This is a genomic window from Flavobacterium sp. (assembly GCF_040382755.1).
Taxonomy (GTDB): Bacteria; Bacteroidota; Bacteroidia; order Flavobacteriales; family Flavobacteriaceae; genus Flavobacterium.
The window spans coordinates 1-24,298 of sequence record NZ_JBEIET010000025.1 but is presented as its reverse complement, the minus strand read 5'-3'; the positions used below and the strand labels follow the sequence as shown (position 1 = coordinate 24,298).

Below are 24,298 nucleotides of genomic sequence, written 5' to 3'. Positions count from 1 at the left end.
TCTTTTGCAAAATGTAAAATTCCTTTTTCCACATTAATATCATTATAAATGTGAGTAGAATAATTAGAAAAGTGAAATTCTTCAATAAAGTTTCTAACTTTTTCTTCAGCAGCTCTTGTTGTGCTGAAATTATTTGGTGTAATTACATGAAGTAAATTAATATGAGCTCCGAAATAGTTCGCAAAATCAACTACTTTTTCAAAAGGTTTTTTAATTTCATCTGAAAAATTAGAAGCAAATGTAAGTGTGTCAACTTTAAAATCCGCATCTTCCTTTTTAATCACTAATACTGGAATTTCTGAATTTCTTACCACTTTTTCGGCATTTGAACCCACAAACATTTCGTGAAAACCACTTGCTCCGTGAGAGCCCATTACTACTAAATCAGCATGATGTTTTTTTCCATTTTCAATAATTCCCTCAAAAGCCATATTAAACTGTACGATACTCGAAACTTTAATATCATCTAAAAAACTTGCGTTTTCTAATTCTTCTAATTTGGAAACAGCTGCATTTTTAAAGAACATTAATTCAGGTATTTCATGCGAAGTATTCAGTGCATCATTTCCTGAACTTGATAATTCTAGCATGTGTAATAAAATTATTTCGCCATTATTTTTTTTTGCAATTTGTGCGGCTACTTTTAAAGCATTTTCGGCATGTTTTGAAAAATCGGTAGGTACTAAAATTGTTTTCATTTGTTTTAATTTAATTACTATTAATTATAGTATAAAGTTACGAATTTTTTTTTGAATTGTTTAACTTTTTTGGAAAAATGAAATATTTGGACATTTTAAAAAAAATGTTGTATATTTGCCAAGTTATTTAGTAAACAACCAAATAATGAGGCACGCATTGCGTGCCTCTTTTTATAAAGATGACATTTAAAGAAAAAGTAAAAAGCTTGCTTGACAAAGCGTTAGAAGAGAACACACAATTGTTTCTGATTGATTTAGATTTTTCAGAATCAAACAAAATTTCTGTTATCTTAGATGGTGATTCTGGTGTAAATTTACAAGATTGTATCAATGTAAATAAGTTTTTAGATAGCGGATTAGAAGCAGAAGATGTAGAATATTCTATTGAAGTTGCCTCGGCAGGAGTGTCTTCGCCATTAAAATTGGTTAGACAATATAAAAAAAATATAGGAAGAACAGTAAAAGTAAAAACCATTTCTCAAGGCGATTTTGAGGCTACATTATCTGATGCAGATGAACAAACAGCTACATTATCTTGGAGCGCAAGAGAACCAAAAGAAATAGGTAAAGGAAAAGTAACCGTTCAAAAGACAATTACAATTCCTTATTCAGACATAAAAGAAGCAGTAGTAATAATATCATTTTAAAAATAAAGCATACCATGGAGAATATTGCATTAATAGATTCATTTTCAGAATTTAAAGACGACAAACTAATCGACAGAGTAACCCTTATGGCTATTTTGGAAGATGTGTTTAGAAATGCGTTGAAAAAGAAATATGGTTCAGATGACAATTTCGATATTATCATAAACCCTGATAAAGGAGATATGGAAATTTGGAGAAACCGTGTAGTTGTAGCTGATGAAGATTTAGATCTTGAAAACGAAGAAATCACATTAACAGAAGCTAGAAAAATCGAACCTGATTTTGAAATTGGAGAAGAAGTATCTGAAGAAGTAAAATTAATCGATTTAGGTAGAAGAGCTATTTTAGCCTTACGCCAAAATTTGATTTCTAAAATTCATGAACACGATAACACCAATCTTTACAAACAATTTAAAGATTTAATTGGCGATATTTATACTGCCGAAGTACACCATGTACGACCAAAAATGGTAGTTTTAATGGATGACGATGGAAATGAAATTATCTTACCTAAAGAAAAACAAATTCCAAACGATTTCTTTAAAAAAGGAGAAAATGTAAGAGGTATTATCGAAAGCGTAGAGCTTAAAGGTAATAAGCCTCAAATTATAATGTCAAGAACAGCACCAAGTTTCTTAGAAAAATTATTTGAACAAGAAATTCCTGAAGTTTTTGATGGTTTAATTACTATTAAGAAAGTTGTTAGAATTCCTGGTGAAAAAGCAAAAGTTGCCGTTGATTCTTATGATGATAGAATTGATCCAGTTGGAGCTTGTGTAGGTATGAAAGGATCTCGCATTCACGGAATTGTTCGTGAATTAGGGAACGAAAATATCGACGTAATAAATTACACACAAAATACGCAATTATTTATCACAAGAGCGCTTAGCCCAGCTAAAGTTTCTACAGTAAAAATTGATGAAGAAAATAAAAAAGCAGAAGTTTTCTTAAAAATTGAAGAAGTTTCAAAAGCCATTGGTAGAAACGGACAAAACATTAAATTAGCGAGTCAATTAACTGGATACGAATTAGATGTAATTCGTGAAGGAATTGTTCAAGAAGAAGATGATGTGGAATTAAGAGAATTTAGTGATGAAATTGAAGAATGGATTATTGAAGAATTCGAAAAAATTGGTTTAGATACCGCAAGAAGTATTGTCGATAAAGATGTTGCTGATTTAGTAAGAAGAACAGATTTAGAGGAAGAAACCATTTTAGAAGTTATCAACATCTTACAACAAGAATTAGATAGCTAATCAACAATTAATTTAGCATCACAATCACAAAGAAAATTAAGCAAAAAACAAATATGTCTGAAGAAAGAGTAATACGAATAAGTAAAGTTTTAAAAGAATTCAACATTTCACTTGATAGAGCTGTTGACACCTTAAAAGAAAAGGGTCATACCATTGAGCACAGTCCCAATGCAAAAGTTTCTCAATTGGAATTCGACGTCTTGTGCAATATTTTTTCGGCCGATAAAGGAAATAAAGTAGCTTCGAAAGAAGTTGGCGAAGAAAAGAAAAAAGAAAAAGAAGCACTAAAACGTGAAATCGAAAAAGAACTCGAAGTAAAACGTCTTGCAGATGAAGAAAGACAAAAACAAGAAATAATAAAAGCAAAAGCAGTTGTTACCGCTCCAGTTTCTTTGGGAAAAATTGATTTAAATCCAAAAAAACAAGAAGCAACTAAAGCTGATAAACCTGTTGCTGCTAAAGAAAATAATGTTGTTTCAAAAGAAGAAAAAACAGTTGTTGCAGAAAAAACTTCAGACAAACCTGCAGAAACGGTAAAAAAATCTGTTGAAAAAACAAAAGCAAAATCAGAAGAAGCTTCAGTTCAACCTCAAGAATTTAATCCTGATGGCACACCAATTGAAGTACGATTAGATACACAATACACGAAACTTTCAGGAGCTACTTTCACTGGTCAAACAATTGATTTAACTCAATTTAATAAACCTAAGAAAAAGAAAGAAGAATTTAAAAAACCAGGAACACCAGGTGCTGCGGCAAGTAAACCAGGAACACCAGGCGCTCCAGGTTCAGCAGCAAATAAACGAAAAAGAATTGTTAAGCCAGGAACACCAAATACAGGTGGTACTGCAGGAAATACACAAGGCGGCGGTCAAGGTGGTTTTGTAAAAAGACCATATCAAGGCGGACAAGGTGCTGGTGGCTTCAAAAAACCAGGTTTTAACAAATCTACTCCAGTGGTAAAAGTTGAGCCAACTGAAGAAGAAGTAAAAAATCAAATTAAAGAAACTTTAGAAAGATTACAAGGAAAAGGTAATAAATCTAAAGCGGCAAAATATAGAAGAGATAAAAGGGAAACGCACCGTCAACGTACTGATGACGATTTAGCACAACAAGATTTAGAGAGCAAAATCCTAAAAGTAACAGAATTTGTTACGGTTGGTGAAATTGCTACTATGATGGATGTGCCTATTACAAAAGTGATTGGAACATGCATGTCGTTAGGTATTATGGTAACCATGAACCAACGTTTAGATGCTGAAACTTTGACTATAGTTGCAGATGAATTTGGTTACGAAATGCAATTTATCACAACTGATATTGAAGAAAATGCAGTAATTATTGAAGATACTGAAGAAGAATTAGAATTCAGAGCACCAATTGTTACCGTTATGGGTCACGTTGATCATGGTAAAACATCGTTATTAGATTACATTCGTAAAGCAAACGTTATTGCTGGAGAATCTGGAGGAATTACACAGCATATTGGTGCCTACGGAGTAACTTTAGATGGTGGTCAAAAAATTGCTTTCTTAGATACACCTGGTCACGAAGCCTTTACAGCGATGCGTGCTCGTGGAGCTCAAGTTACCGATATTGCAATTATTGTAGTAGCGGCCGACGACGACATCATGCCTCAAACAAAAGAAGCAATTTCTCACGCACAAGCAGCAGGAGTTCCAATGATTTTCGCAATCAATAAAGTGGATAAACCAAATGCGAATCCAGAGAAAATTAAAGAGCAATTAGCAGGTATGAATTTACTTGTAGAAGATTGGGGTGGAAAATACCAATCTCATGATATCTCAGCAAAATTCGGACAAGGAATTCCAGAATTATTAGAAAAAGTATTATTAGAAGCTGAGGTTCTTGAACTAAAAGCAAACCCAAATAAACCTGCACAAGGAACAGTTGTAGAAGCACAATTAGACAAAGGTCGTGGTTACGTTTCTACAATATTAGTACAAGCTGGAACTTTAAAAATTGGAGACTACATGTTAGCGGGTAAAAATCATGGTAAAATTCGTGCCATGTTTGATGAAAGAGGTAACAATGTAAAAATTGCCGGACCTTCAACACCAGTATCTGTATTAGGTTTAGACGGAGCGCCAACTGCCGGAGACAAGTTTAATGTTTATGAAGACGAAAGAGAAGCAAAACAAATTGCTACTAAACGTGCACAATTAGCTCGTGAGCAATCGGTTCGTACTCAGAAACATATTACACTTTCTGAAATTGGACGTCGTATTGCTTTAGGTCAATTCAAAGAATTAAACATTATCCTTAAGGGAGACGTGGATGGTTCTGTTGAAGCACTATCTGATTCGTTCTCTAAATTATCAACAGAAGAAATTCAAATTAATATCATTCATAAAGGAGTGGGAGCGATTACAGAATCTGACGTATTATTAGCTTCTGCTTCTGATGCGATTATTATCGGATTTAACGTTCGTCCTGCAGGAAACGCTAAAGCTTTAGCAGATAAAGAAGAAATTGATATCCGTAATTATTCTATTATTTACGCCGCTATCGACGATTTAAAAGATGCGATGGAAGGAATGCTTTCTCCAGAATTGAAAGAAGAAATTACTGGTACTGCCGAAATTAGAGAGTTGTTTAAAGTGTCTAAAGTTGGAACAATTGCCGGATGTATGATTACAGATGGTAAAGTAATTCGTAGCAACAGAATCCGATTAATTAGAGAAGGTGTTGTTATTTTCACAGGAGAATTAGTAGCTTTAAAACGTTTCAAAGATGACGTAAAAGAAGTGTCTAAAGGATACGATTGTGGTATGCAAATAAAAGGATACAATGATATTAAAGAATACGATATCATTGAAAGTTTCCACGAAATTGAAATCAAAAAGAAATTGAAATAATTTTTGAAACATAAACTTAAATCCCAATGAAAATTGGGATTTTTTTTGTTTTATAAATTTTTATTCTCTTTAATTTATTGAAAATAAATAAAATAGAAATCATTAGAAAATCTTTAAACATTAAACGTAAAAAATTATAATAATTTGTTTTTTTTAACTTATTTTTGAAGATACTAATAAAAATTTCAAATGCAATTCGACATTCAAAACACCGAATCTTCGGCTTTATACAAATTATTGACTGGAACTGTCATTCCAAGACCTATCGCTTGGGTAGCCACTGTTGATGAAAATGGAATTGATAATTTAGCACCGTTTTCCTTTTTTAATGTTGTGAGTGAAGATCCGCCTCACATTATGTTTTCAACCGTTCGAACGGGAAATAAAAATAAAGACACGTTGAATAATATTCTCGCCAATCAGCAATTTGTAGTCAATTTAGTTACGGAAGATGTGGTTGAACAAATGAATACTACTTCGCAATCTGTAGCCGCTGATGTCAATGAATTTGAATTAGCAAACGTAACTCCAATAGAATCCATTTACATCAAACCAAAACGAGTAAAAGAAAGCTTGGTGCAATTTGAATGCGAAATGGTACATCATTATTTTATCGAAAAGCATCAAAATGGTGGCGCGTGTATTATCATTGGAAAAATTATTACTATGCATATTGACGATTCAATTTTGATGGAAAATCATAAAATAGATTTAGAAAAATACAAACCTGTCGCAAGATTAGCAGGTTCCAATTATAGCAAATTAGGAGAAATATTCTCTATTAAAAGATAATTTAATTATCAATTTTCCATTGTTAATTATCCATTAAAATATGAAAATAACAGTTATAGGTGGTGGTCCAGGCGGACTTTACTTTTCGATATTAACCAAAAAAGCAATGCCGCATTGCCAAATCGATATTTACGAACGCAATAAGCCCGATGATAGTTTTGGTTTTGGTGTAGTGTTCTCAGATGAAACCTTGGGCGAATTTCTAAAACGCGATATGAAATCGTATGAATTAATACGAAGTAAATTTGCCTACTGGGATGATATTATAATTGCGAGAGATGGTGAATCCGTAACTATTGCAGGAAATGGTTTTTGTGGTTGTTCCAGAAAAACCCTTTTGCAATTATTGCAACAACGTTGTTTGGAAGAAGGTGTGAGTTTGCATTTTGAACAAAATGTAGAGGATTTGTCACAATTTGCAGATTCCGATATTATTCTGGCAACAGACGGAATTGGAAGTGCAATTCGTACAAAATATCAAAAGGAATTTGGAACAAAAATCGAGCTAAAGAAAAACCGCTTCGTTTGGTTAGGCTCAACAAAACCATTAGATGCTTTTACTTATTTTTTCAGAAGTACACCTCACGGAACCATCGTGGCACATTCGTATCAATATGAAGAAGGTATGAGTACTTGGATTTTTGAATGTAGCGATGAAACCTGGCAAAAACACGGTTTTGAAGTAACCAATGAAGCCGATACGATGGCAAAAATTGCCGAAATCTTCAAAGATGAATTAGATGGTCATCCACTAATTTCAAATAAATCACACTGGCGTCAGTTTCCGCATGTAACGAATGAAAATTGGTATCATAATAACATCGTTTTATTAGGTGATGCCAAAGCTACAGCCCATTATTCTATTGGTTCAGGAACAAAATTGGCTATGGATTCTGCTATTGGATTGTCCGATGCCGTAATTGCTCATCCAACTAATGTTCAAGCCGCTTTTGCTCAATACGATAAAACCCGAAGAAATACGGTTGAAATGATTCAGTATGCCGCCATTGTTTCGTTGGATTGGTTTGAAAATATGGATCGTCATATGCAACATACATTTCAGCAATTTGCTTTTGGCTGCATGACGCGTTCCAAAAAAGTAACGTACGAAAACTTACGTTTGAGAGATAATTCATTTACAGATAAAGTTTTAAATGAATTTTTATCTTCGAGAGCCTCAGATAACAATTTTACAAAAAACGCGTTGCCTGAGGCTCTCGAAGGCAAAAGTGCCGCATTTACGACTTTCAAACTTCGAAATTTAGAATTACAAAATCGTATCGTAATGTCCGCTATGGGGCAATATGTAGCAGAAAACGGATTGGTAAATGATTGGCATTTTCAGCATTATACGTCAAGAGCTGTGGGTGGTTTAGGATTAATTCTGACCGAAATGACTGCTGTTTCTGAAACGGGAAGAATTACCGAAGGATGTGCTGGAATTTACACCGAAAATCAAGTAAACGCTTGGAAACGAATTACTGATTTCATTCACAAATATACCCAAACCAAAATCGGAATTCAATTAGGACATTCAGGAAGAAAAGGCTGTTCAAAAATTCCTTGGGAAGACCAATTTCAGGGTAATAAATGGGAGTTGCTTTCGGCTTCTGCTATTCCGTTTAATGAAAATTCTGATTGTCCAAAAGAAATGACTTTGGAAGATATGAAATTGGTTAAAAATCAATTTGTACAAGCTGCTAAAAATGCTTACGAAGCTGGTTTTGATATGATTGAATTACAAGCACATCACGGGTTTTTATTGGCCTCTTTCTTATCTCCATTGACTAATATTCGTAGCGATGAATTTGGTGGAAGCGTTGAAAATCGTTTAAAATATCCATTGGAAGTTTTTACAGCCATTCGTGAAGTATTTCCTAAAGAAAACCCAATTTCTGTTCGAATATCCGCTACCGATTGGGCTGAAAACGGAATTTCAGAAGCTGATTTTTTTGTTATTTTAGAAGCGTTTAAAAAAGAGGGTGCTGATATTATTAATGTTTCCACAGGAAATACGGTTGCTAACCAAAAACCACAAACTGGCAGAATGTGGCAAACGCCTTTCTCAGATGCAGTTCGAAATACGGTTCATATTCCAACAATAACTGCTGGATATATTCAAGATATTGATCAAATTAATACGATTATTTTAAACGGAAGAGCCGATTTAGTAGCACTTGGAAGACCTTTGTTATTAGATGCAAATTTTGTAAGAAATGCGCAAGCGTACGAACAATTTCGCGCAACAGATATTCCGAATTCCTATAAAATGGGTATTTCACATTTGTATCCATTAAAAGCTTCAGAGCGAAAACAAATGGAAGGCATGAAAAAAGCATTGAAGCCAAAGAGTAATAAATTATAAATATCAAAAAACAAAAGCCAAATTCCAATAAATCAAAAATTTGGAATTTGGAATTTTAAAAATTGGAATTTTCAAATGAAACATTACGAAGATAATTTTACTCATATACATTTACCAAGTCAGGAATTACAACCCGACTATATTTTTACTGATTTCCCACAATTCCAACAACCTGAACTTTTGAATTGCGTAGACAAACTATTAGATTCTCACATCAAAGAAGGTCGAGGAAATGCAGTTTGCATACGAACCTTTGAAGAAACCTGGACGTATCAAGATTTGTTTGAAAAAGCCAATCAAATTGCCCATGTTTTAGTCGAAGATTTAGGTTTACAATCGGGAAATCGAGTGTTGTTGCGTTCGGCGAATAACCCAATGATGGTAGCTTGTTGGTTTGCAGTTTTAAAAGCAGGCGGAATTGTCGTAGCAACCATGCCATTATTGCGTGCTAAAGAAATAACCACTATAATTGATTGTGCTGAAATTTCTCACGCTTTTTGTGATAGCGATTTAGCCGAAGAAATGAATTTAGTAACTTCTGATTTTCTAAAACACATATGTTTTTACAGAAATTCCGATTTAGAAAAGTTAATAGAAAATAAACCCAAAACATTCGTAAATTATCCTTCAAAATCAAATGATGTAGCATTAATTGGGTTTACTTCAGGTACCACAGGTTTACCAAAAATGACGGCACATTATCACAAAGATATTCTCAATATTTGCGAAGCATTTCCAAATTATTCCTTACAACCTACTTCAAATGATATATTTATTGGAAGTCCGCCAATTGGTTTTACTTTTGGATTAGGTGGTTTGGTGTTGTTTCCGATGTATTTTGGCGCTTCCACTTTTTTAATTGAAAAACCAAGTCCAGACGTGTTGTTACAAGCCATTCAAGAGTATAAAATTACGATTTGTTTCACAGCACCAACCGCTTGGCGAATGATTACCACCAAAATTCAAGAGTACGATATTTCGAGTTTACGAAAATGTGTTTCTGCTGGTGAAACGTTACCTTTGAAGGTTTGGCAAGATTGGTACGATACTACAGGACTAAAAATTATTGATGGCATTGGAGCTACCGAAATGTTACATATTTTTATTTCATCCAATGAAGAAAATATGAAACCAGGCACTACTGGAAAAGCGATTTCAGGTTACGAAGCTAAAATTATTGACCAACAAGGTAACGAATTACCAAGAAATGAAGCTGGAAGATTAGCGGTTCGAGGAATTACAGGTTGTAAATATTTGAATCGAGAAGAAAAACAACGCGAATACGTTGAAAACGGCTGGAACATTACAGGTGATATTTTCCGACAAGATGAAGAAGGGTATTTTCATTTTGTGGCACGTGGCGATGATATGATTATTTCTTCAGGCTATAATATTGCAGCAATTGAAGTAGAATCCGTACTTTTAACACATGAAGCCATTTTAGAATGTGCCGTTGTGGGTTTACCCGATGAAGAACGAGGGATGTTGGTTTGTGCGCATATTGTTTTAAAAGAACAAGAAATGGCAGATGAAGCATTAAAAATTCAGATTCAAAATTGGTTTAAAAACACAGCAGCGCCGTATAAATATCCAAGAGTAATTAACTTTGTTACAAGTTTGCCAAAAACTGAAACAGGTAAAATTCAACGATTTAAGTTAAAATAATTAGTACTAATTTTGTAATTAGTGTTTAAAATAACAGAAATATGCAATTTACAAAACAAGAAAAAGTTCGTTTTCAACATATAGATTATGCCGGAATAGTTTTCTATCCGAGATTTTTAGAAATGCTCAATGGTTTAGTGGAAGATTGGTTTGAAGAAGCATTAGACCGACCTTTTTCAAAAATGCACGAAACCAATGGTATTCCTACAGTTGATTTAAAAATTCAATTCAAAAATGCCGCACGTTTGGGTGAAATCTTAACTAAAAAACTTTGGGTAAAAGAGTTAAAAAACTCTTCAATAATTTGTGGATTTGAGTTTGAAAACGAAACCAATACTATAGTTTTAGAAGGCGAAGTTACCTTAGTAAATGTAGCTTTCAACGCAGACAGAAACGGCATTAAAGCCGAACATTTCACTGACGAAATGAAGAATAAAATTTCAAAATATATAGTTTAAAATGACAGTTAATGCCTATTTTACTGCAGAATAACAAAACTACAAATAGATAACAATATGAAAATTGAAAGAGGAATATTTACATTGGTTTTTATCTTGACTTTAAATTCTTGCAAAGGTCAAAATGAAGAAAGCACAAAAGTCAAAACCGATACAAAAGACGTCATATTCGATGAAAATGATGGAATTAAAGACAAAACTGCAAAAGCATTATTTGCTGAAGGATTAAAATATGTTGACAATCAAAATTTTGAAAAAGCAAAAGAAAAGTTCATAGAAGCTGATAAAATTGAAAGTAAAAATCCTGTAATACTTAATGGAATTGCGCAAACAGAAACAAGATTAGGCAATATTGAAAAATCAAATGAAATCTCTTTAAATATAATATCCATAGATAGTACACATACAGAAACTTATTCTAATTTGGGACAGAATTACTTAAGAAGTCAAGAATATGATAAAGCTAAAGATATTTTAATTCGTGGAATGAAATTTACGAGCGATAAAAGTTTAAATACTAAATCAATTTTAATTTTAAATTTATCGATAGCATATTTGAATTTAGGAGAATGTGTTAATGCACAAAAGTATTCAAGTGAAGTAATAAAAATTTCACCAAACGAAAAAATTACAAGTTTTGCGAAGAAAGTAAATGAACAAAGTAAAGATTGTAAATAAAATCAGCAATTATTCGCGTTTGCCAAGCAATCTGTTTCATCCGCGTACCAAAACAATAAAAAATGAAATTTAAAAAATTCAAAGCCGCTACTGTTCAAACCTCACCTGTATTTCTAAACGTAGAAAAAACAGTGGATAAAGCAATTTCTTTTATTAAAGAAGCCGCCTCAAACCAAGCAAAACTTATTGCTTTTCCTGAAGTATTTATTTCAGGATATCCCTATTGGAATTGGATTATGACGCCTGTTCAAGGAAGCAAGTGGTACGAAGAATTATATAAAAATTCGGTAGATATTTCTGGACCTGAAATCAAGAAATTATGCTTGGCTGCTAAAGAAAATGATATGCATATCGTGATGGGGATCAACGAACGAGGCAAAAGCTATGGCGAAATTTACAATACCAATTTAATCATCGATAATAAAGGTATTATCATCGGAAAACATAGAAAATTAGTGCCAACTTGGGCAGAAAAACTGACTTGGACTTCTGGTGATGGTTCTTCGTTGAAAGTATATGATACTGAAATAGGACCTATCGGAACTTTGGCGTGTGGCGAAAACACCAATACTTTGGCACGTTTTACACTACTTTCGCAAGGCGAATTGATACATATTGCTAATTACATCTCATTACCTGTAGCACCACCCGATTATGATATGGCGGAAGCGATAAAAATTCGTGCTGCTGCGCATTCTTTTGAAGGAAAATTATTTACGATTGTATCGTGTTCCACTATTTCTCAAGAAATCAAGGATGCCTTACGTGCCGATGTGCCGAATGTGGATGAATTATTAGATCGAAAAAGTTCGGCATTTTCTGGATTTATTGGACCTAACGGAGCTGTAATCGGTACGCCTTTAATTGATGAAGAAGGAATTGTATATGCTGAAATTGACTTAGAAAAGTGCATCCAACCGAAACAAATGCACGATATTTTAGGACATTACAACCGATTTGATATTTTCGATTTGAGAGTAAATACTGCTCCCACACGAAATATTACATTTATTGATAATCACGAAGACTTTAATAAAAGATAAATAATTGATGACTGAGGCACTCGAAGTCACCAATTTAAAATAAAACAAAATGGAAGAAAATAACTTTTCAGATGACCAAATCGGTCGTGCAAGAGTACAAGATTCACCCGAATTAGTTGCCTATTACAAAGAACTTGAAGCTTTAGGTGCAGGTGCTTTATGGACAGTAGCCAATGACATCGAACCTTGGGAACCGCGTTCGTCATCTGTTCCAATGCTATGGAAATATGATGATTTACGTGATTTAGTTTTAAAATCATCCGAATTAGTTACACCCGAACAAGCAGGTCGTCGTGTGGTTTATTTGGTAAACGACAAGCGTAAAGATGTTTCGGCAGCTGTGGGTTGGTTGTACACTGGAATTCAAGTTACACGTCCAGGCGAAAGCACTTCGGCGCACCGTCATAAAGCATCGGCATTGCGATTTATTATGGAAGGCGAAAAAGGCTATACCGTTGTGGATGGTAATAAAATTATGCTTGAAGTCAATGATTTTGTTATTACACCTAATTCCACTTGGCACGAACACGGCGTGGAAGAAGGCGGGAAAACCTGTATTTGGCAAGATGGTTTGGATATTCCTTTAGTAAACGCATTGGAAGCTAATGACTATGCGGTGTATGACGGCAAGCAACCATTAGTAAAACCGCTGAATTATTCACCAATAACGTATGGCTGTGCCGGATTAATTCCTGCTGACAAAACGTGGGACAAGCCGTATTCACCATTATTCAAATATTCCTGGAAAAACGTGTATCCAGCACTTTTAGAAGCTCAAAAAGTCAATGAAATCAATTCATTTGATGGAATTTTTATGCAATATTCCAATCCGTTAACAGGCGGACATGTGATGCAAACTATGGGTGCGGCAATGCAATTATTACCGGCAGGTTTCAAGGGAAAAGCACACAAGCATACGGGTTCGTTCGTATATCAATGTGCGAAAGGAAAAGGATTTTCCATCATCAACGGCCAACGCTTCGATTGGAAAGAAAGAGATATTTTCTGCGTTCCGAGTTGGGCTTGGCACGAACACCACAACCTTTCCGAAACAGAAGATGCTTGCTTATTTCAATTCAACGATTTACCTGTCATTGAAAGTTTAGGGCTTTTTCAATCAAGAGAATTGGAAGAAAATAATGGTCATCAAATGACCTAAAAATAAAATAGAAATATGAAACATAAACTAGTCTTAATTCTTCTATTAATAAATTCTTTAATTTTTGGTCAAATTAATTTTAACCAAGGCAGCATAAACCTTAAAGAATATTATGAAGTTATTCCATATCAAACAGAAATAGGAAAAATAATACTTCCGGTTACTATTAATGACAAAACATATCGATTTTTGTTAGATACTGGGGCACCTAATTTATTCTCTCCAGAATTATTGAAAGAATTAAATATTACAGAAGGTGATTCTATAAATGTAAATGATGCAAACAATCAAGATCAAAAAATGAAATTCGCTGTGGTTCCTCAAGTAAAAATTGGTACCCTTATTTTTGAAAATCAAGCGGGTTTAATTTATAATTTTGAAGAACATAATTTACTTAGTTGTTATAAAATTGATGGCTTTATAGGTAGTAATTTATTACGAAATTCAATTATTAAGATAAATGGCGCTAATAAAACTATAATTATCACAAATAAAATAAAATCATTAAATATTGATAAAAAACCAGTCAAGATGAAATTAGTAGGGAATCAAAAATCACCCTATGTAGAATTAAAATTTGAAGGTAAAAATAATGAAAAAGCTTCAGATATGGTTCTTGTGGATACGGGTATGGATGGTCTTTATGATATGTCAAAAAGAGCGTATACGATTTTTGAAAAAAGCAAAATTTTTGAGGCATTATATTCTGCTACAGGTATTGGAGATTCGGGACTTTTTGGTGCGGGTAATAGCAATGAACAAAAATTGCTTGAAATTGAAAACGCTAACTTAAACCAACAGAACATAAATAATATAATGGTTTCGACAACCTCAGATGATAACTCAAGAATTGGATTAGATATTCTAAAATATGGAGATGTAACTTTAGATTTTTTAAATAAAAAATTCTATTTCGAATCTACCAAAATTATTGATGTAAAAGAAAAAACACCGAAGTTTTATACTTCTGTACAAAATGACAAAGTAGTTATTGGTATAGTCTGGGATGAAAAATTTAAAACATTAATGAATACTGGTGATGAAGTCATTAGTGTTGATCAAATAGATATTACTAATATTTCTCTTTGTGATTTTTTAAGACTTAAAAAAGAATGGAAAAATAAAGATAGTTATATCTTAAAAATAAAAAACAAAGAAGGTCAAATCAGCGAAATTACTATTGAAAATTAAAAATTTACAAATGAAACTTTTAAAATTATTTTATAATTCAATTAATTTTGTTACAATTATATTTTTTATTATTAGTATTTATCTAATACAACAAAAAGACGATTTTGCAATATTTTTAGGATATATTAGTATTGTATGGTGGTCATTAATTATTTCAATAAATATCTATAATAATCACAAAAATCAATAAATAACTTTGCTACTTTGTAACTTTGCAACTTTGAAACATAAAAAATATGAAACTACTTACCTACAAAACACAAGACACCGAGCCACGTTTGGGCTTCATTCATAACAATCAAGTCATTGATATGGAAGATTTTGGAGAAATTTCTAATTTCCCATTGCCTAATGATATGTTGGATTTAATTGATATGGGATTTGAAATTATTGCTGAAATAAGCGAATTAATTTCGGAAACACCAGAAAATTTCTTCGAAGAAATTGCTTATGAAATGAACGAAGTTACGATTTTAGCACCCATCGAAAAACCAAGAAAAAACATCATCGGAATTGGGTTAAATTACACCGAACACGTGGCAGAAAGTGCTCGTGGATTAGATACTACTGGTAAATTACCAACAAAACCAATTATTTTTTCTAAGCCACCTACAACTGTAACGGCTACAAATACGGAAATTATAAAAAATACAAAATTGACTTCTCAATTGGATTGGGAATGTGAATTAGCCGTTGTAATTGCTAAAAAAGGAAAATATGTAGCTAAAGAAGATGCATTGGATTATGTTTTTGGTTACACGGTAATTAATGATATTTCTGCGCGCGATTGCCGTAGAGAAGGACAATGGATTGTATCTAAAGGGCAAGATACTTTTGCACCAATGGGACCATTTTTAGTTACGAAAGACGAAATTGAAAACCCACATAATTTGAATTTATCGTTAAAAGTAAATGGGATTGAAAAACAAAATTCCAACACAAAATTTATGCTTTTCAATATAAATGATTTGATTGAAGATTTAAGTATTGTTTTCACCTTAGAAGCTGGCGACATCATTGCAACCGGAACTCCAGCAGGCGTTGGCGCTGGAAGAAATCCTCAAGAATGGATGCATAATGGTGATGTGGTAGAAGCCACAGTGGAAGGCATTGGAACTATAACGAATACAGTTAAAGAGATATAAAATTATTACACAGAGTTCCACAGAGAAAAGCACAGAGTAACACAAAATTTTTTGTGAATCTTTGTGAAAACTTTGTGAATCTCTGCGAAAAAAAACAAATAATGTTATGAAATACAGAATAGGACAAATAGTTCCATCCTCAAACGTAACGATGGAAACCGAAATACCAGCCATTTTTCGTTCACGCGAAACCATTTTACCTGAGCGATTTACGTTTCATAGCAGTAGAATGCGTATGAAAAAAGTAACCAAAGAAGAATTGGAAGCGATGGATGCGATGAGTTTGAAATGTGCGCAAGAATTGTCAGATGCTCACGTAGATGTTATGGGTTACGCCTGTTTGGTAGCCATTATGAGTATGGGACGCGGATATCATTGTGTGTCGGAAGTAAATTTGCACCAAGAAACAATTGCTAATGATTTTCCAACGCCAATTGTTACTTCAGCAGGTGCATTAATTAATGGACTGAAGGTTTTAGGTGCGAAACAAATTTCGATTATTACGCCTTATATGCGACCATTAACCGATATGGTGGTGGATTATATCGAAAATCAAGGCATCAAAGTAAAACAAAGTATTGCTTTAGAAATTCCGGATAACTTAGAAGTGGCAGCTCAAAATCCAATGAATTTATTAGAAATTTACAAACAATTAGATTTGACAGATGTAGATGTTTTAGTTGCTTCAGCTTGTGTACAAATGCCATCGTTAGAAGCCATAGATTTAATTCAAGCCGAATGTGGAATTCCTGTTACTTCTGCAGCTGTTTGCACCACATATGAAATGATGAAAAAAATAGGAATCGAAGCTAAATCGGCTATTGGTGGAGAATTATTGAGTGGGAAATATTAAATCCAATTAACATCATAAAAAAATGCGTTCTTAAAATAAATCTGAACGCATTTTGTTTTTTATATAGAATGTTTAAAAACTATATTTTGCTCCACCATATATGTTTCTTCCACCAGCGTTAATTCCAGAAGCAAAATTTCTATACTGCGTATCTAATAGGTTTTCTACACCTGTAAATAAAGTGAATCCTTCTATTGATTTTGTTGCTGCTTTAAAATTATACGTCTCCCAAGCTGGCATTCCATTTGCTGGAGCATAATTTAAGTTGTCTTCACCACTTGTAGAATAATCACTTAAGTGTTTTTTCCCGTTAAACAGCATATAAGCTTCAAAAGTGGCCCATTTTGGTGTGTAATTAATTCCTAATTTTCCAAAATAAGGTGGAATATGATCTAAAGGTCTTTTGTTTCCATCGGTAGTAACTCTTCCTAAAGTAATATTATACGAACCATTAAATTGCACATTTTTAGCCAAAGTTGTTTTTATATTTCCGTTTACTCCAGTTACAAATGCTTTTCCTAAATTTTGATTGGCAATTACGTTTCTTACATCACCGCCACCAAAATCGTAGGTGTTTTGATTATTAAAAGTAAATTTATCTGTTACAATGGCATCGTATAATTGCGTGTAAAAATAAGTTGCATCAAATTGATATTTGTTCGATTTAGATTTTAAAACAAATCCAAAATCTCCAGTAACTGTTTGTTCTGGTTTCAAATCTTTATTTGGAACAATTAAAGTCCCAGCACCAGATTCAAATATTTTTGCTAAATCATCAATATTCGGCACTCTAAAACCAGAACTTACATTGGTTTTAAGGATAAAATTTTCCGAAGCGTTGTGAACTAAACCAATGTTACCGCTATAGGTAAAATTTTGCTGTTTAATTTCATTAAAAGGTAACGGCATTATTGAATTATCAGCTATTGTGCTATTAAGTGAAGCGTATCCAATTCTTGCACCCATAGAAAAATTAGTAGCCACATATCTTTTGGATGTGTATGAAATATAGATATCATTTCGCATCATATTGTTTTTTCCATTCGGATATCTTGTGTCTAAAGGTGCGATTACACCAGTTTTAATATTGTTTTTAAAGGCGGTCGATTTTAAATCATCATAATAATTTTCAATACCATAATATAAATTTCCTCTTTTTAATTTGGTTTCAAAATTGGCGGCTAATGAATATATATTCACATTTTCTATTCTGTTTTGCAAGTTGTAATTTCCAAAATTTCTATTCATTCTACTTTCTTCCACATTTTGATAACCCGCATCTAATTTAAAATCTGTATTTGCAAACACATTTTCTTTTTCTAAACTGTACACTCCTAAAAGTCTTTTTTGTGGCCCGTAGTACCATTCGGCGCTTTTTAAACCGGTACCTGAAGGATCTGTTAATCGGTCGTATCTATTGATGTTTGAAGAGGTTGAATATTGAAAATTAGCATTATGAGTATAACCACTTTTTGATGTATAAATTAATTTTTGCATAAAGTTGTACTGTTTAAAAGCACTTCCAATTTGTACATATTTGTTGTTATTTTGGGTTAAAATATCCACTCCATTTATGGTTTCAACATATTTTGTTCTTTCTCCAAAGAAATCACCGTTATGATTTTTAGATTTTCCCATTTTCAAATCACCAAAATCATTGTATGAAAAAGCGGTTAAAGACGCAAAATTCTTGCTTCCATAATTAATGTCAAAATAACCTGATTTTTCTTCGTTTACAGATGAATATCGTGTATTAAAATTTCCAGTAAAACCATCAATTAACTTTGCGTTTTTCGTAATCATATTTACCGAACCTCCGAGAGCGTCACTTCCATATAGGGATGAGGTAGGTCCGTATTGAACTAAAGCTGTTTCTAAGAAATTTTCATCAACTGTAATCACATTTTGTAAATGACCCGATCTAAAAATTAGATTATTCATACGTACACCATCAACTAAAAGTAAAATTCGACTGGATTCAAATCCTCTAATCACTGGACTTCCTCCGCCTTGCTGTGATTTTTGAACAAATAAAGCACCAGAATTTGCCAACATATCGGCGGTACTTTGAAAATTTTGAAATTCGATCTTTTCTTTAGAAAAAATTTCAATTTGTGATGGTGTTTGATTTTTATCAATTGTAATTTTCTTAGAATTGATTTTTATCTCTTCAATATTTTGAGTCTTGATGGTGTCTGTAACATCTTGACTAAAAGATAATTGTGAATTTAGTAGTAGAAAAAAGAAAAAAAATGCGTAGTTTTTTAACATGTTAAATTTATTTAAAAATAACACATCAAAAATTATGCCATATGATTGTCGTTATTTTTTATTAGGTTCAATTATTACGGCGCTTGGATATTTCTTCTTTATGTTAATTAAAGTCTTTTCAGCTTCAATTTTACTTTTAAAGCTACCCACCCAAACTTTATACGACGGATTACTAAAAATAATGGTTCCGTCTAGTAAAATAAATTCTTTTTTAAAGGCAATCAATGTTTTTTTTGATTCATCTATATTTCCATAAAATATTTGAATCTTAAACTTGTCATTTATAGTAATGCCCGAATTGTTTTTTCTTTTTTCTTGAAGCAATTTTTCAATTTTTTGATCTTGTTCAATTATCGTTTTCGTGGTTTGTGAAAAAATATTTTGCGAGGACAAAATCGTAAATATTAAGATTGAAAATGCGGTTATTTTATTTAAAGTCTTCATAATGAATGATATTTAATGCAAATTTATTACTTAGAATTAAATAAATGCCCTTTATCTTATTTAGAATTAAAATAAATTACATTTTAAGATAAATTTAGGGTTTTTATAATTATTCTAATGTTGTATTTTTGTCCAAGTTTTTAAAAAAGTATGATGAAGCATTAGCTAAAACCATACCAAAAAATAAGTTTGATAATTAATTTTTAATATGAAAAAGTTGGGTAACCCTAAATCGTTTTCAAAAACTATCTTTTCTTTAGCACTTTCTGCATTTTTTGCTGTAGGTGTTTCTGCGCAAGAAGCTGTTGCAGCTGCTGCGCCTGCTGCAGCCGCAGCGGCACCAGCAACTGGTTCAGGTGATCCGGTAAAAGGAAAAGAATTGTTTAACACTAATTGTGCCGCTTGTCACAAATTAGATGCAAAAATGACTGGTCCTGCATTGAGAGGTGTTGGCGATAAGTATGACAAAGAATGGTTGTACAAATGGATTAAAAATAGCTCAGACTTAATTAAGTCTGGTGATGCTAAAGCGGTAAAAGTGTACGAAGAATATGCGAAAGCAAATATGACGGCTTTTCCTCAATTATCTAATGGCGACATTGATAACATTATAGCATACACTATGGAAGTGGCTCCGGCAGCTGAAACTCCAAAAACTGCAACAGGTGGAACTGCTGAAAAATCAGAAGGTGGTGTATCAAATAACTTAATATTAGGTGTATTGGCATTTGTATTAGGTATTTTGGTGTTTATGTTGGTTACTGTTAAACGATTATTGAAAAATGTAATAGAGTCTAAAGGTCTTGAAGTTGCAGAAGCACCAAAAGGATTACCTTTCTGGAAAGCATTTGTTAAAAATCAGTTTTTAATGGTCGTAACGGCTATATTATTCCTTTTAATTTCTGCTTACTATATGTATGGTTATTTTATGCAAATTGGAGTAGATCAAGGATATGAGCCAATTCAACCTATTCATTATTCACATAAAATTCACGCTGGTGAAAATGGTATTGATTGTAAATACTGTCACTCATCTGCAAGAGTTTCTAAAAATGCGGGTATTCCTTCATTAAATGTGTGTATGAATTGCCATAAAAACATTGCTGAATTCCAAGGTTCTAAAGATTCAACTTATGTAGAATATACTAAAGAATTTTACACAGGTGAAATTCAAAAATTATATGACGCAGTAGGATGGGATAAAGCCACTCAAAAATACACAGGAAAAACGAAACCAGTGAAATGGGTAAGAATTCATAATTTACCAGATTTTGTATATTTCAATCACTCACAACACGTAACCGTTGGTGGTATTGAATGTCAAAAATGTCACGGTAAAGTTGAATCATTTGAAGTAATGAAACAAGACCAACCTTTAACTATGGGATGGTGTATTAACTGTCACAGAGAGACAAATGTGAAAGTTGAAGACAATGGTTATTACAAAAAAATCCACGAACAATTATCTAAGAAATTAGGTGTTTCTAAGTTGACAGCTGCTCAAATGGGTGGTTTAGAATGTGGTAAATGTCACTATTAATAATAATATAAGAAGTTAATATCTATATACAATGGCATCAAACAAAAAATACTGGAAAAGTGTTGAAGAACTAAATGAAAATAGTTCTATTGTTGAGGCGTTACAAAGCAACGAATTTGTAGAGCAAATTCCTGTTGATGCGTTTTTAGGTGATAAAGAAAATCTTTCTAATTCATCTACTTCACGTCGTGACTTTTTAAAGTACGTTGGTTTCAGTACAGCCGCAGCATCATTAGCAGCTTGTGAAGGGCCGGTAATTAAGTCAATTCCTTATGTGGTTCAACCAGAAGAAATTATCCCTGGTGTAGCTGATTATTATGCTACAACTATAGCGGATGGGTATGATTTTGCGAATATTTTAATTAAAACTCGTGAAGGTCGTCCTATTAAAGTTGAAAACAATACTACTGAAGGAGCTGTAACAGGAGCTAACGCAAGAGTTCATGCTTCCGTTTTGTCTTTATATGATAATTTAAGATTGAAAAATCCTAAAATTGATAAAAAAGAGGCATCTTGGAATGAAGTACATGCAAAAGTAAAAGCTAGTTTAGTTGACGCTAAAGCCAAAGGCAGTCAAGTTGTTATTTTAACAAATACTACTGCAAGTCCTTCAACCGATAAATTAATTTCAGATTTAGCAACTAAATATACAAATGTTAAACACATTATATATGATGCAATTTCTGATTCAAATGCTTTAGATGCTTTTCAATCGGTTTACGGTTTCAGAGGTTTAGCAAATTATAATTTTGCCGCTGCTGATACAATAGTTTCTGTTGGTGCTGATTTCTTAGGAGATTGGCAAGGTGGAGGTTTTGATGCAGGTTATGCAAAAGGACGTATTCCGAAAAACGGAAAAATGTCTAAACACATTCAAATTGAAGCAAATATGTCATTGGCAGGTGCCAATGCAGATAAAAGAATTCCTTTAACTGTAGCTAATCAAAAATTAGCTTTAGTAAAATTATATAATGCTGTTACAGGTTCTAATGTTTCTGTTGCTAGTGTTGGTGCTTTAGATAAAGAAGTTGAAAAAGCAGCACAACAATTAAAAGCTGCTGGTTCAAAAGGGGTAGTGGTTACAGGTTTAGATGATTTTGATGCACAATATTTAGTGTTGGGTATCAATTTGGCTTTAAAATCTGAAGCTTTTAATCCTTCTGATGCCAAGTTAACCAGAAAAGGTGATGCAAAAGCAGTTGCTCAATTAGTAGCAGATATGAATGCTGGAAAAGTACACACATTAATTATGAGTGGCGTAAATCCAGTATATACTTTAGCCAACTCAAAAGAATTTGTTGCAGGTTTAGGAAAAGTAAAATTATCTGTAGCATTTTCTACAAAAGAAGATGAAACGGCTACTAAAACTTCAATCGCTGCTGCAGCAAGTCATTATTTAGAATCTTGGAATGATGTTGCAATTACACGTTCAAACTATAGTATTGCTCAGCCAACAATTCGTCCATTATTCAATACGAAACAATTTCAAGAAGCGTTATTAGCTTGGAATGATAATGCTACGCCATATTATGATTTCTTAAAAGGTTTTGCTTCTGCTAATTTAGGTGGAAAAACTTGGAACCAAGCCGTTCACGATGGTTTTGTTGTAACTGCTGCTGGAAATGTATCTGCTCAAGCAGGTAATTTTGGAGCTTCAGCTACGAAACTTTCAGTTGCAAAATCAAATGGTTTAGACTTAGTTTTATACAGTAAAGTTGGAATGGGAGACGGGCAACAAGCCAATAACCCTTGGTTACAAGAATTCCCAGACCCAATTACAAGAGTGTCTTGGGATAATTATGTAACTGTATCTAAAGCAGATGCTGAAAAATATAAATTAGAAAACTTTAATGTAGCAAACGGAGGTTTAAACGGAAGTTATGTTTCAATTAAAGTTGGAAATGCTACTTTAGAAAATGTACCAGTAATTATTCAACCAGGTCAAGCTGCTGGAACAATTGGTTTAGCTTTTGGTTACGGTAGAAAAGAAGCTTTAAAAGACGAAATGCAAACCGGAGTTAACGCATATACTTTATATGCAAACGGTAATGCAAATCAAACCGCTACGGTTACTTTAACAGAAGGTGAGCACGAATTTGCTTGTGTACAATTACAAAGAACTTTAATGGGTAGAGGGGATATCGTAAAAGATACTACTTTATCTATTTTCAATAAAGCGAATGAAGCGGGTAATAAAGAAATTTATAATCCAACACCAGTAGTTTCATTAGATCACAAAGAAGTTGCTGCTACATCAGTAGATTTATGGGCTTCTTTTGACAGAACTACAGGACACCATTTTAACTTATCTATCGATTTAAATGCTTGTACTGGTTGTGGCGCTTGTGTTATCGCATGTCACGCTGAAAATAATGTACCAGTTGTTGGAAAATCGGAAATAAGAAGAAGTCGTGATATGCATTGGTTAAGAATCGACAGATATTATTCATCTGAAGAAACGTTCGCAGGAGATATTACTACTAAAAACAGTTCTGAAGGTTTAACAGGAACTATTTCAACTTTCCAAGAATTAGAAGATCCTTCTGCTAATCCACAAGTAGTTTTCCAACCTGTAATGTGTCAGCACTGTAACCACGCTCCTTGTGAAACAGTTTGTCCAGTTGCAGCTACATCGCACTCTCGTCAAGGTCAAAATCATATGGCATACAACAGATGTGTTGGTACGCGTTACTGCGCTAATAACTGTCCGTATAAAGTACGTCGTTTCAACTGGTTCTTATATAATAAGAATGATGAATTTGATTACCACATGAATGATGATTTAGGTCGTATGGTATTAAATCCTGATGTAAATGTTCGTTCTCGTGGGGTTATGGAAAAATGTTCTATGTGTATCCAAATGACTCAAGCTACCATATTAAAAGCTAAGAAAGAAGGAAAAGAAGTTGGTAAAGATGATTTCCAAACCGCTTGTTCTGCAGCTTGTACTTCAGGAGCTATGATTTTTGGAGATGTTAATAATACAGCATCAGATGTTGCGCAACTTATAGAAGACGACAGAATGTATCATTTATTAGAAAGCATTGGAACAAAACCAAACGTAATGTATCACGTTAAGGTAAGAAACGATAAATAATTATTAATAGAAACAATATAAAGGATTATGTCTCATTACGAAGCACCCATTAGAAAACCTTTGGTTATTGGTGATAAATCTTATCACGATATAACCGTAGATGTAGCTCGCCCAGTT

General features: G+C 33.1%; 18 protein-coding genes. 15 read left to right on the top strand and 3 right to left on the bottom strand.

Annotation, left to right across the window (positions count from 1 at the left end):
• A partial coding sequence (locus tag ABWO04_RS04280; protein WP_353077639.1) for a universal stress protein occupies nucleotides 1-698 on the bottom strand: 698 nt, incomplete at its 3' end.
• A gap of 179 nt (nucleotides 699-877) precedes the next feature.
• On the opposite strand from ABWO04_RS04280, the gene rimP reads away from it, so the two are divergent.
• The 13 genes from rimP to ABWO04_RS04215 all read left to right on the top strand — a co-directional run bounded on the left by rimP (nucleotide 878) and on the right by ABWO04_RS04215 (nucleotide 16,829).
• Complete coding sequence (gene rimP, locus ABWO04_RS04275; protein ID WP_353077637.1) at nucleotides 878-1,345, top strand: ribosome assembly cofactor RimP; 468 nt, start codon at nucleotides 878-880, stop codon at nucleotides 1,343-1,345.
• Between the two features lie 14 nt (nucleotides 1,346-1,359).
• Nucleotides 1,360-2,601 carry a transcription termination factor NusA gene (gene nusA / locus ABWO04_RS04270; RefSeq protein WP_353077635.1) on the top strand — a complete coding sequence of 414 codons (1,242 nt, stop codon included), beginning with the start codon at nucleotides 1,360-1,362 and terminating at the stop codon, nucleotides 2,599-2,601.
• A 53-nt stretch (nucleotides 2,602-2,654) separates the two neighbouring features.
• On the top strand, nucleotides 2,655-5,480 hold the full coding sequence (gene infB / locus ABWO04_RS04265; RefSeq protein ID WP_353077633.1) for a translation initiation factor IF-2: 2,826 nt from the start codon (nucleotides 2,655-2,657) through the stop codon (nucleotides 5,478-5,480).
• Nucleotides 5,481-5,669: 189 nt separating this feature from the next.
• On the top strand, nucleotides 5,670-6,272 hold the full coding sequence (locus ABWO04_RS04260) for a flavin reductase family protein (protein WP_353077631.1): 603 nt from the start codon (nucleotides 5,670-5,672) through the stop codon (nucleotides 6,270-6,272).
• A 40-nt stretch (nucleotides 6,273-6,312) separates the two neighbouring features.
• Nucleotides 6,313-8,637, top strand: coding sequence for an oxidoreductase (locus ABWO04_RS04255; protein ID WP_353077630.1), 2,325 nt, complete (start codon nucleotides 6,313-6,315; stop codon nucleotides 8,635-8,637).
• A 75-nt stretch (nucleotides 8,638-8,712) separates the two neighbouring features.
• A complete protein-coding gene (locus ABWO04_RS04250; protein WP_353077628.1) occupies nucleotides 8,713-10,302 on the top strand; it encodes an AMP-binding protein in 1,590 nt (529 codons plus the stop codon).
• Between the two features lie 41 nt (nucleotides 10,303-10,343).
• Nucleotides 10,344-10,760, top strand: a complete 417-nt coding sequence (locus ABWO04_RS04245) for an acyl-CoA thioesterase (RefSeq protein ID WP_353077626.1) — start codon at nucleotides 10,344-10,346, stop codon at nucleotides 10,758-10,760.
• Nucleotides 10,761-10,817: 57 nt separating this feature from the next.
• Nucleotides 10,818-11,438: a hypothetical protein gene (locus ABWO04_RS04240; RefSeq protein WP_353077624.1), complete on the top strand. Its 621-nt coding sequence runs from the start codon at nucleotides 10,818-10,820 to the stop codon at nucleotides 11,436-11,438.
• Nucleotides 11,439-11,500: 62 nt separating this feature from the next.
• Entirely contained in the window at nucleotides 11,501-12,481 is a 981-nt protein-coding gene (locus tag ABWO04_RS04235; protein WP_353077622.1) for a carbon-nitrogen hydrolase family protein, read from the top strand.
• Between the two features lie 49 nt (nucleotides 12,482-12,530).
• On the top strand, nucleotides 12,531-13,640 hold the full coding sequence (locus ABWO04_RS04230; protein WP_353077621.1) for a cupin domain-containing protein: 1,110 nt from the start codon (nucleotides 12,531-12,533) through the stop codon (nucleotides 13,638-13,640).
• Between the two features lie 15 nt (nucleotides 13,641-13,655).
• Nucleotides 13,656-14,831, top strand: coding sequence for a retropepsin-like aspartic protease (locus tag ABWO04_RS04225; protein WP_353077619.1), 1,176 nt, complete (start codon nucleotides 13,656-13,658; stop codon nucleotides 14,829-14,831).
• A gap of 236 nt (nucleotides 14,832-15,067) precedes the next feature.
• Nucleotides 15,068-15,976: a fumarylacetoacetate hydrolase family protein gene (locus ABWO04_RS04220; protein WP_353077617.1), complete on the top strand. Its 909-nt coding sequence runs from the start codon at nucleotides 15,068-15,070 to the stop codon at nucleotides 15,974-15,976.
• Between the two features lie 106 nt (nucleotides 15,977-16,082).
• Entirely contained in the window at nucleotides 16,083-16,829 is a 747-nt protein-coding gene (locus ABWO04_RS04215) for a maleate cis-trans isomerase family protein (RefSeq protein WP_353077615.1), read from the top strand.
• A gap of 72 nt (nucleotides 16,830-16,901) precedes the next feature.
• On the opposite strand, the gene ABWO04_RS04210 is transcribed toward ABWO04_RS04215, so the two are convergent.
• Both ABWO04_RS04210 and ABWO04_RS04205 read right to left on the bottom strand, forming a co-directional pair.
• On the bottom strand, nucleotides 16,902-19,100 hold the full coding sequence (locus ABWO04_RS04210) for a TonB-dependent receptor plug domain-containing protein (protein ID WP_353077614.1): 2,199 nt from the start codon (nucleotides 19,098-19,100) through the stop codon (nucleotides 16,902-16,904).
• Between the two features lie 51 nt (nucleotides 19,101-19,151).
• On the bottom strand, nucleotides 19,152-19,544 hold the full coding sequence (locus ABWO04_RS04205; RefSeq protein WP_353077612.1) for an SPOR domain-containing protein: 393 nt from the start codon (nucleotides 19,542-19,544) through the stop codon (nucleotides 19,152-19,154).
• Nucleotides 19,545-19,752: 208 nt separating this feature from the next.
• Between ABWO04_RS04205 and ABWO04_RS04200 the strand changes: the two genes are divergently transcribed.
• A complete protein-coding gene (locus ABWO04_RS04200) occupies nucleotides 19,753-21,084 on the top strand; it encodes a c-type cytochrome (RefSeq protein ID WP_353077610.1) in 1,332 nt (443 codons plus the stop codon).
• 31 nt (nucleotides 21,085-21,115) lie between these two features.
• On the top strand, nucleotides 21,116-24,181 hold the full coding sequence (locus ABWO04_RS04195; RefSeq protein WP_353077608.1) for a TAT-variant-translocated molybdopterin oxidoreductase: 3,066 nt from the start codon (nucleotides 21,116-21,118) through the stop codon (nucleotides 24,179-24,181).
• Nucleotides 24,182-24,298 lie beyond the last annotated feature (117 nt).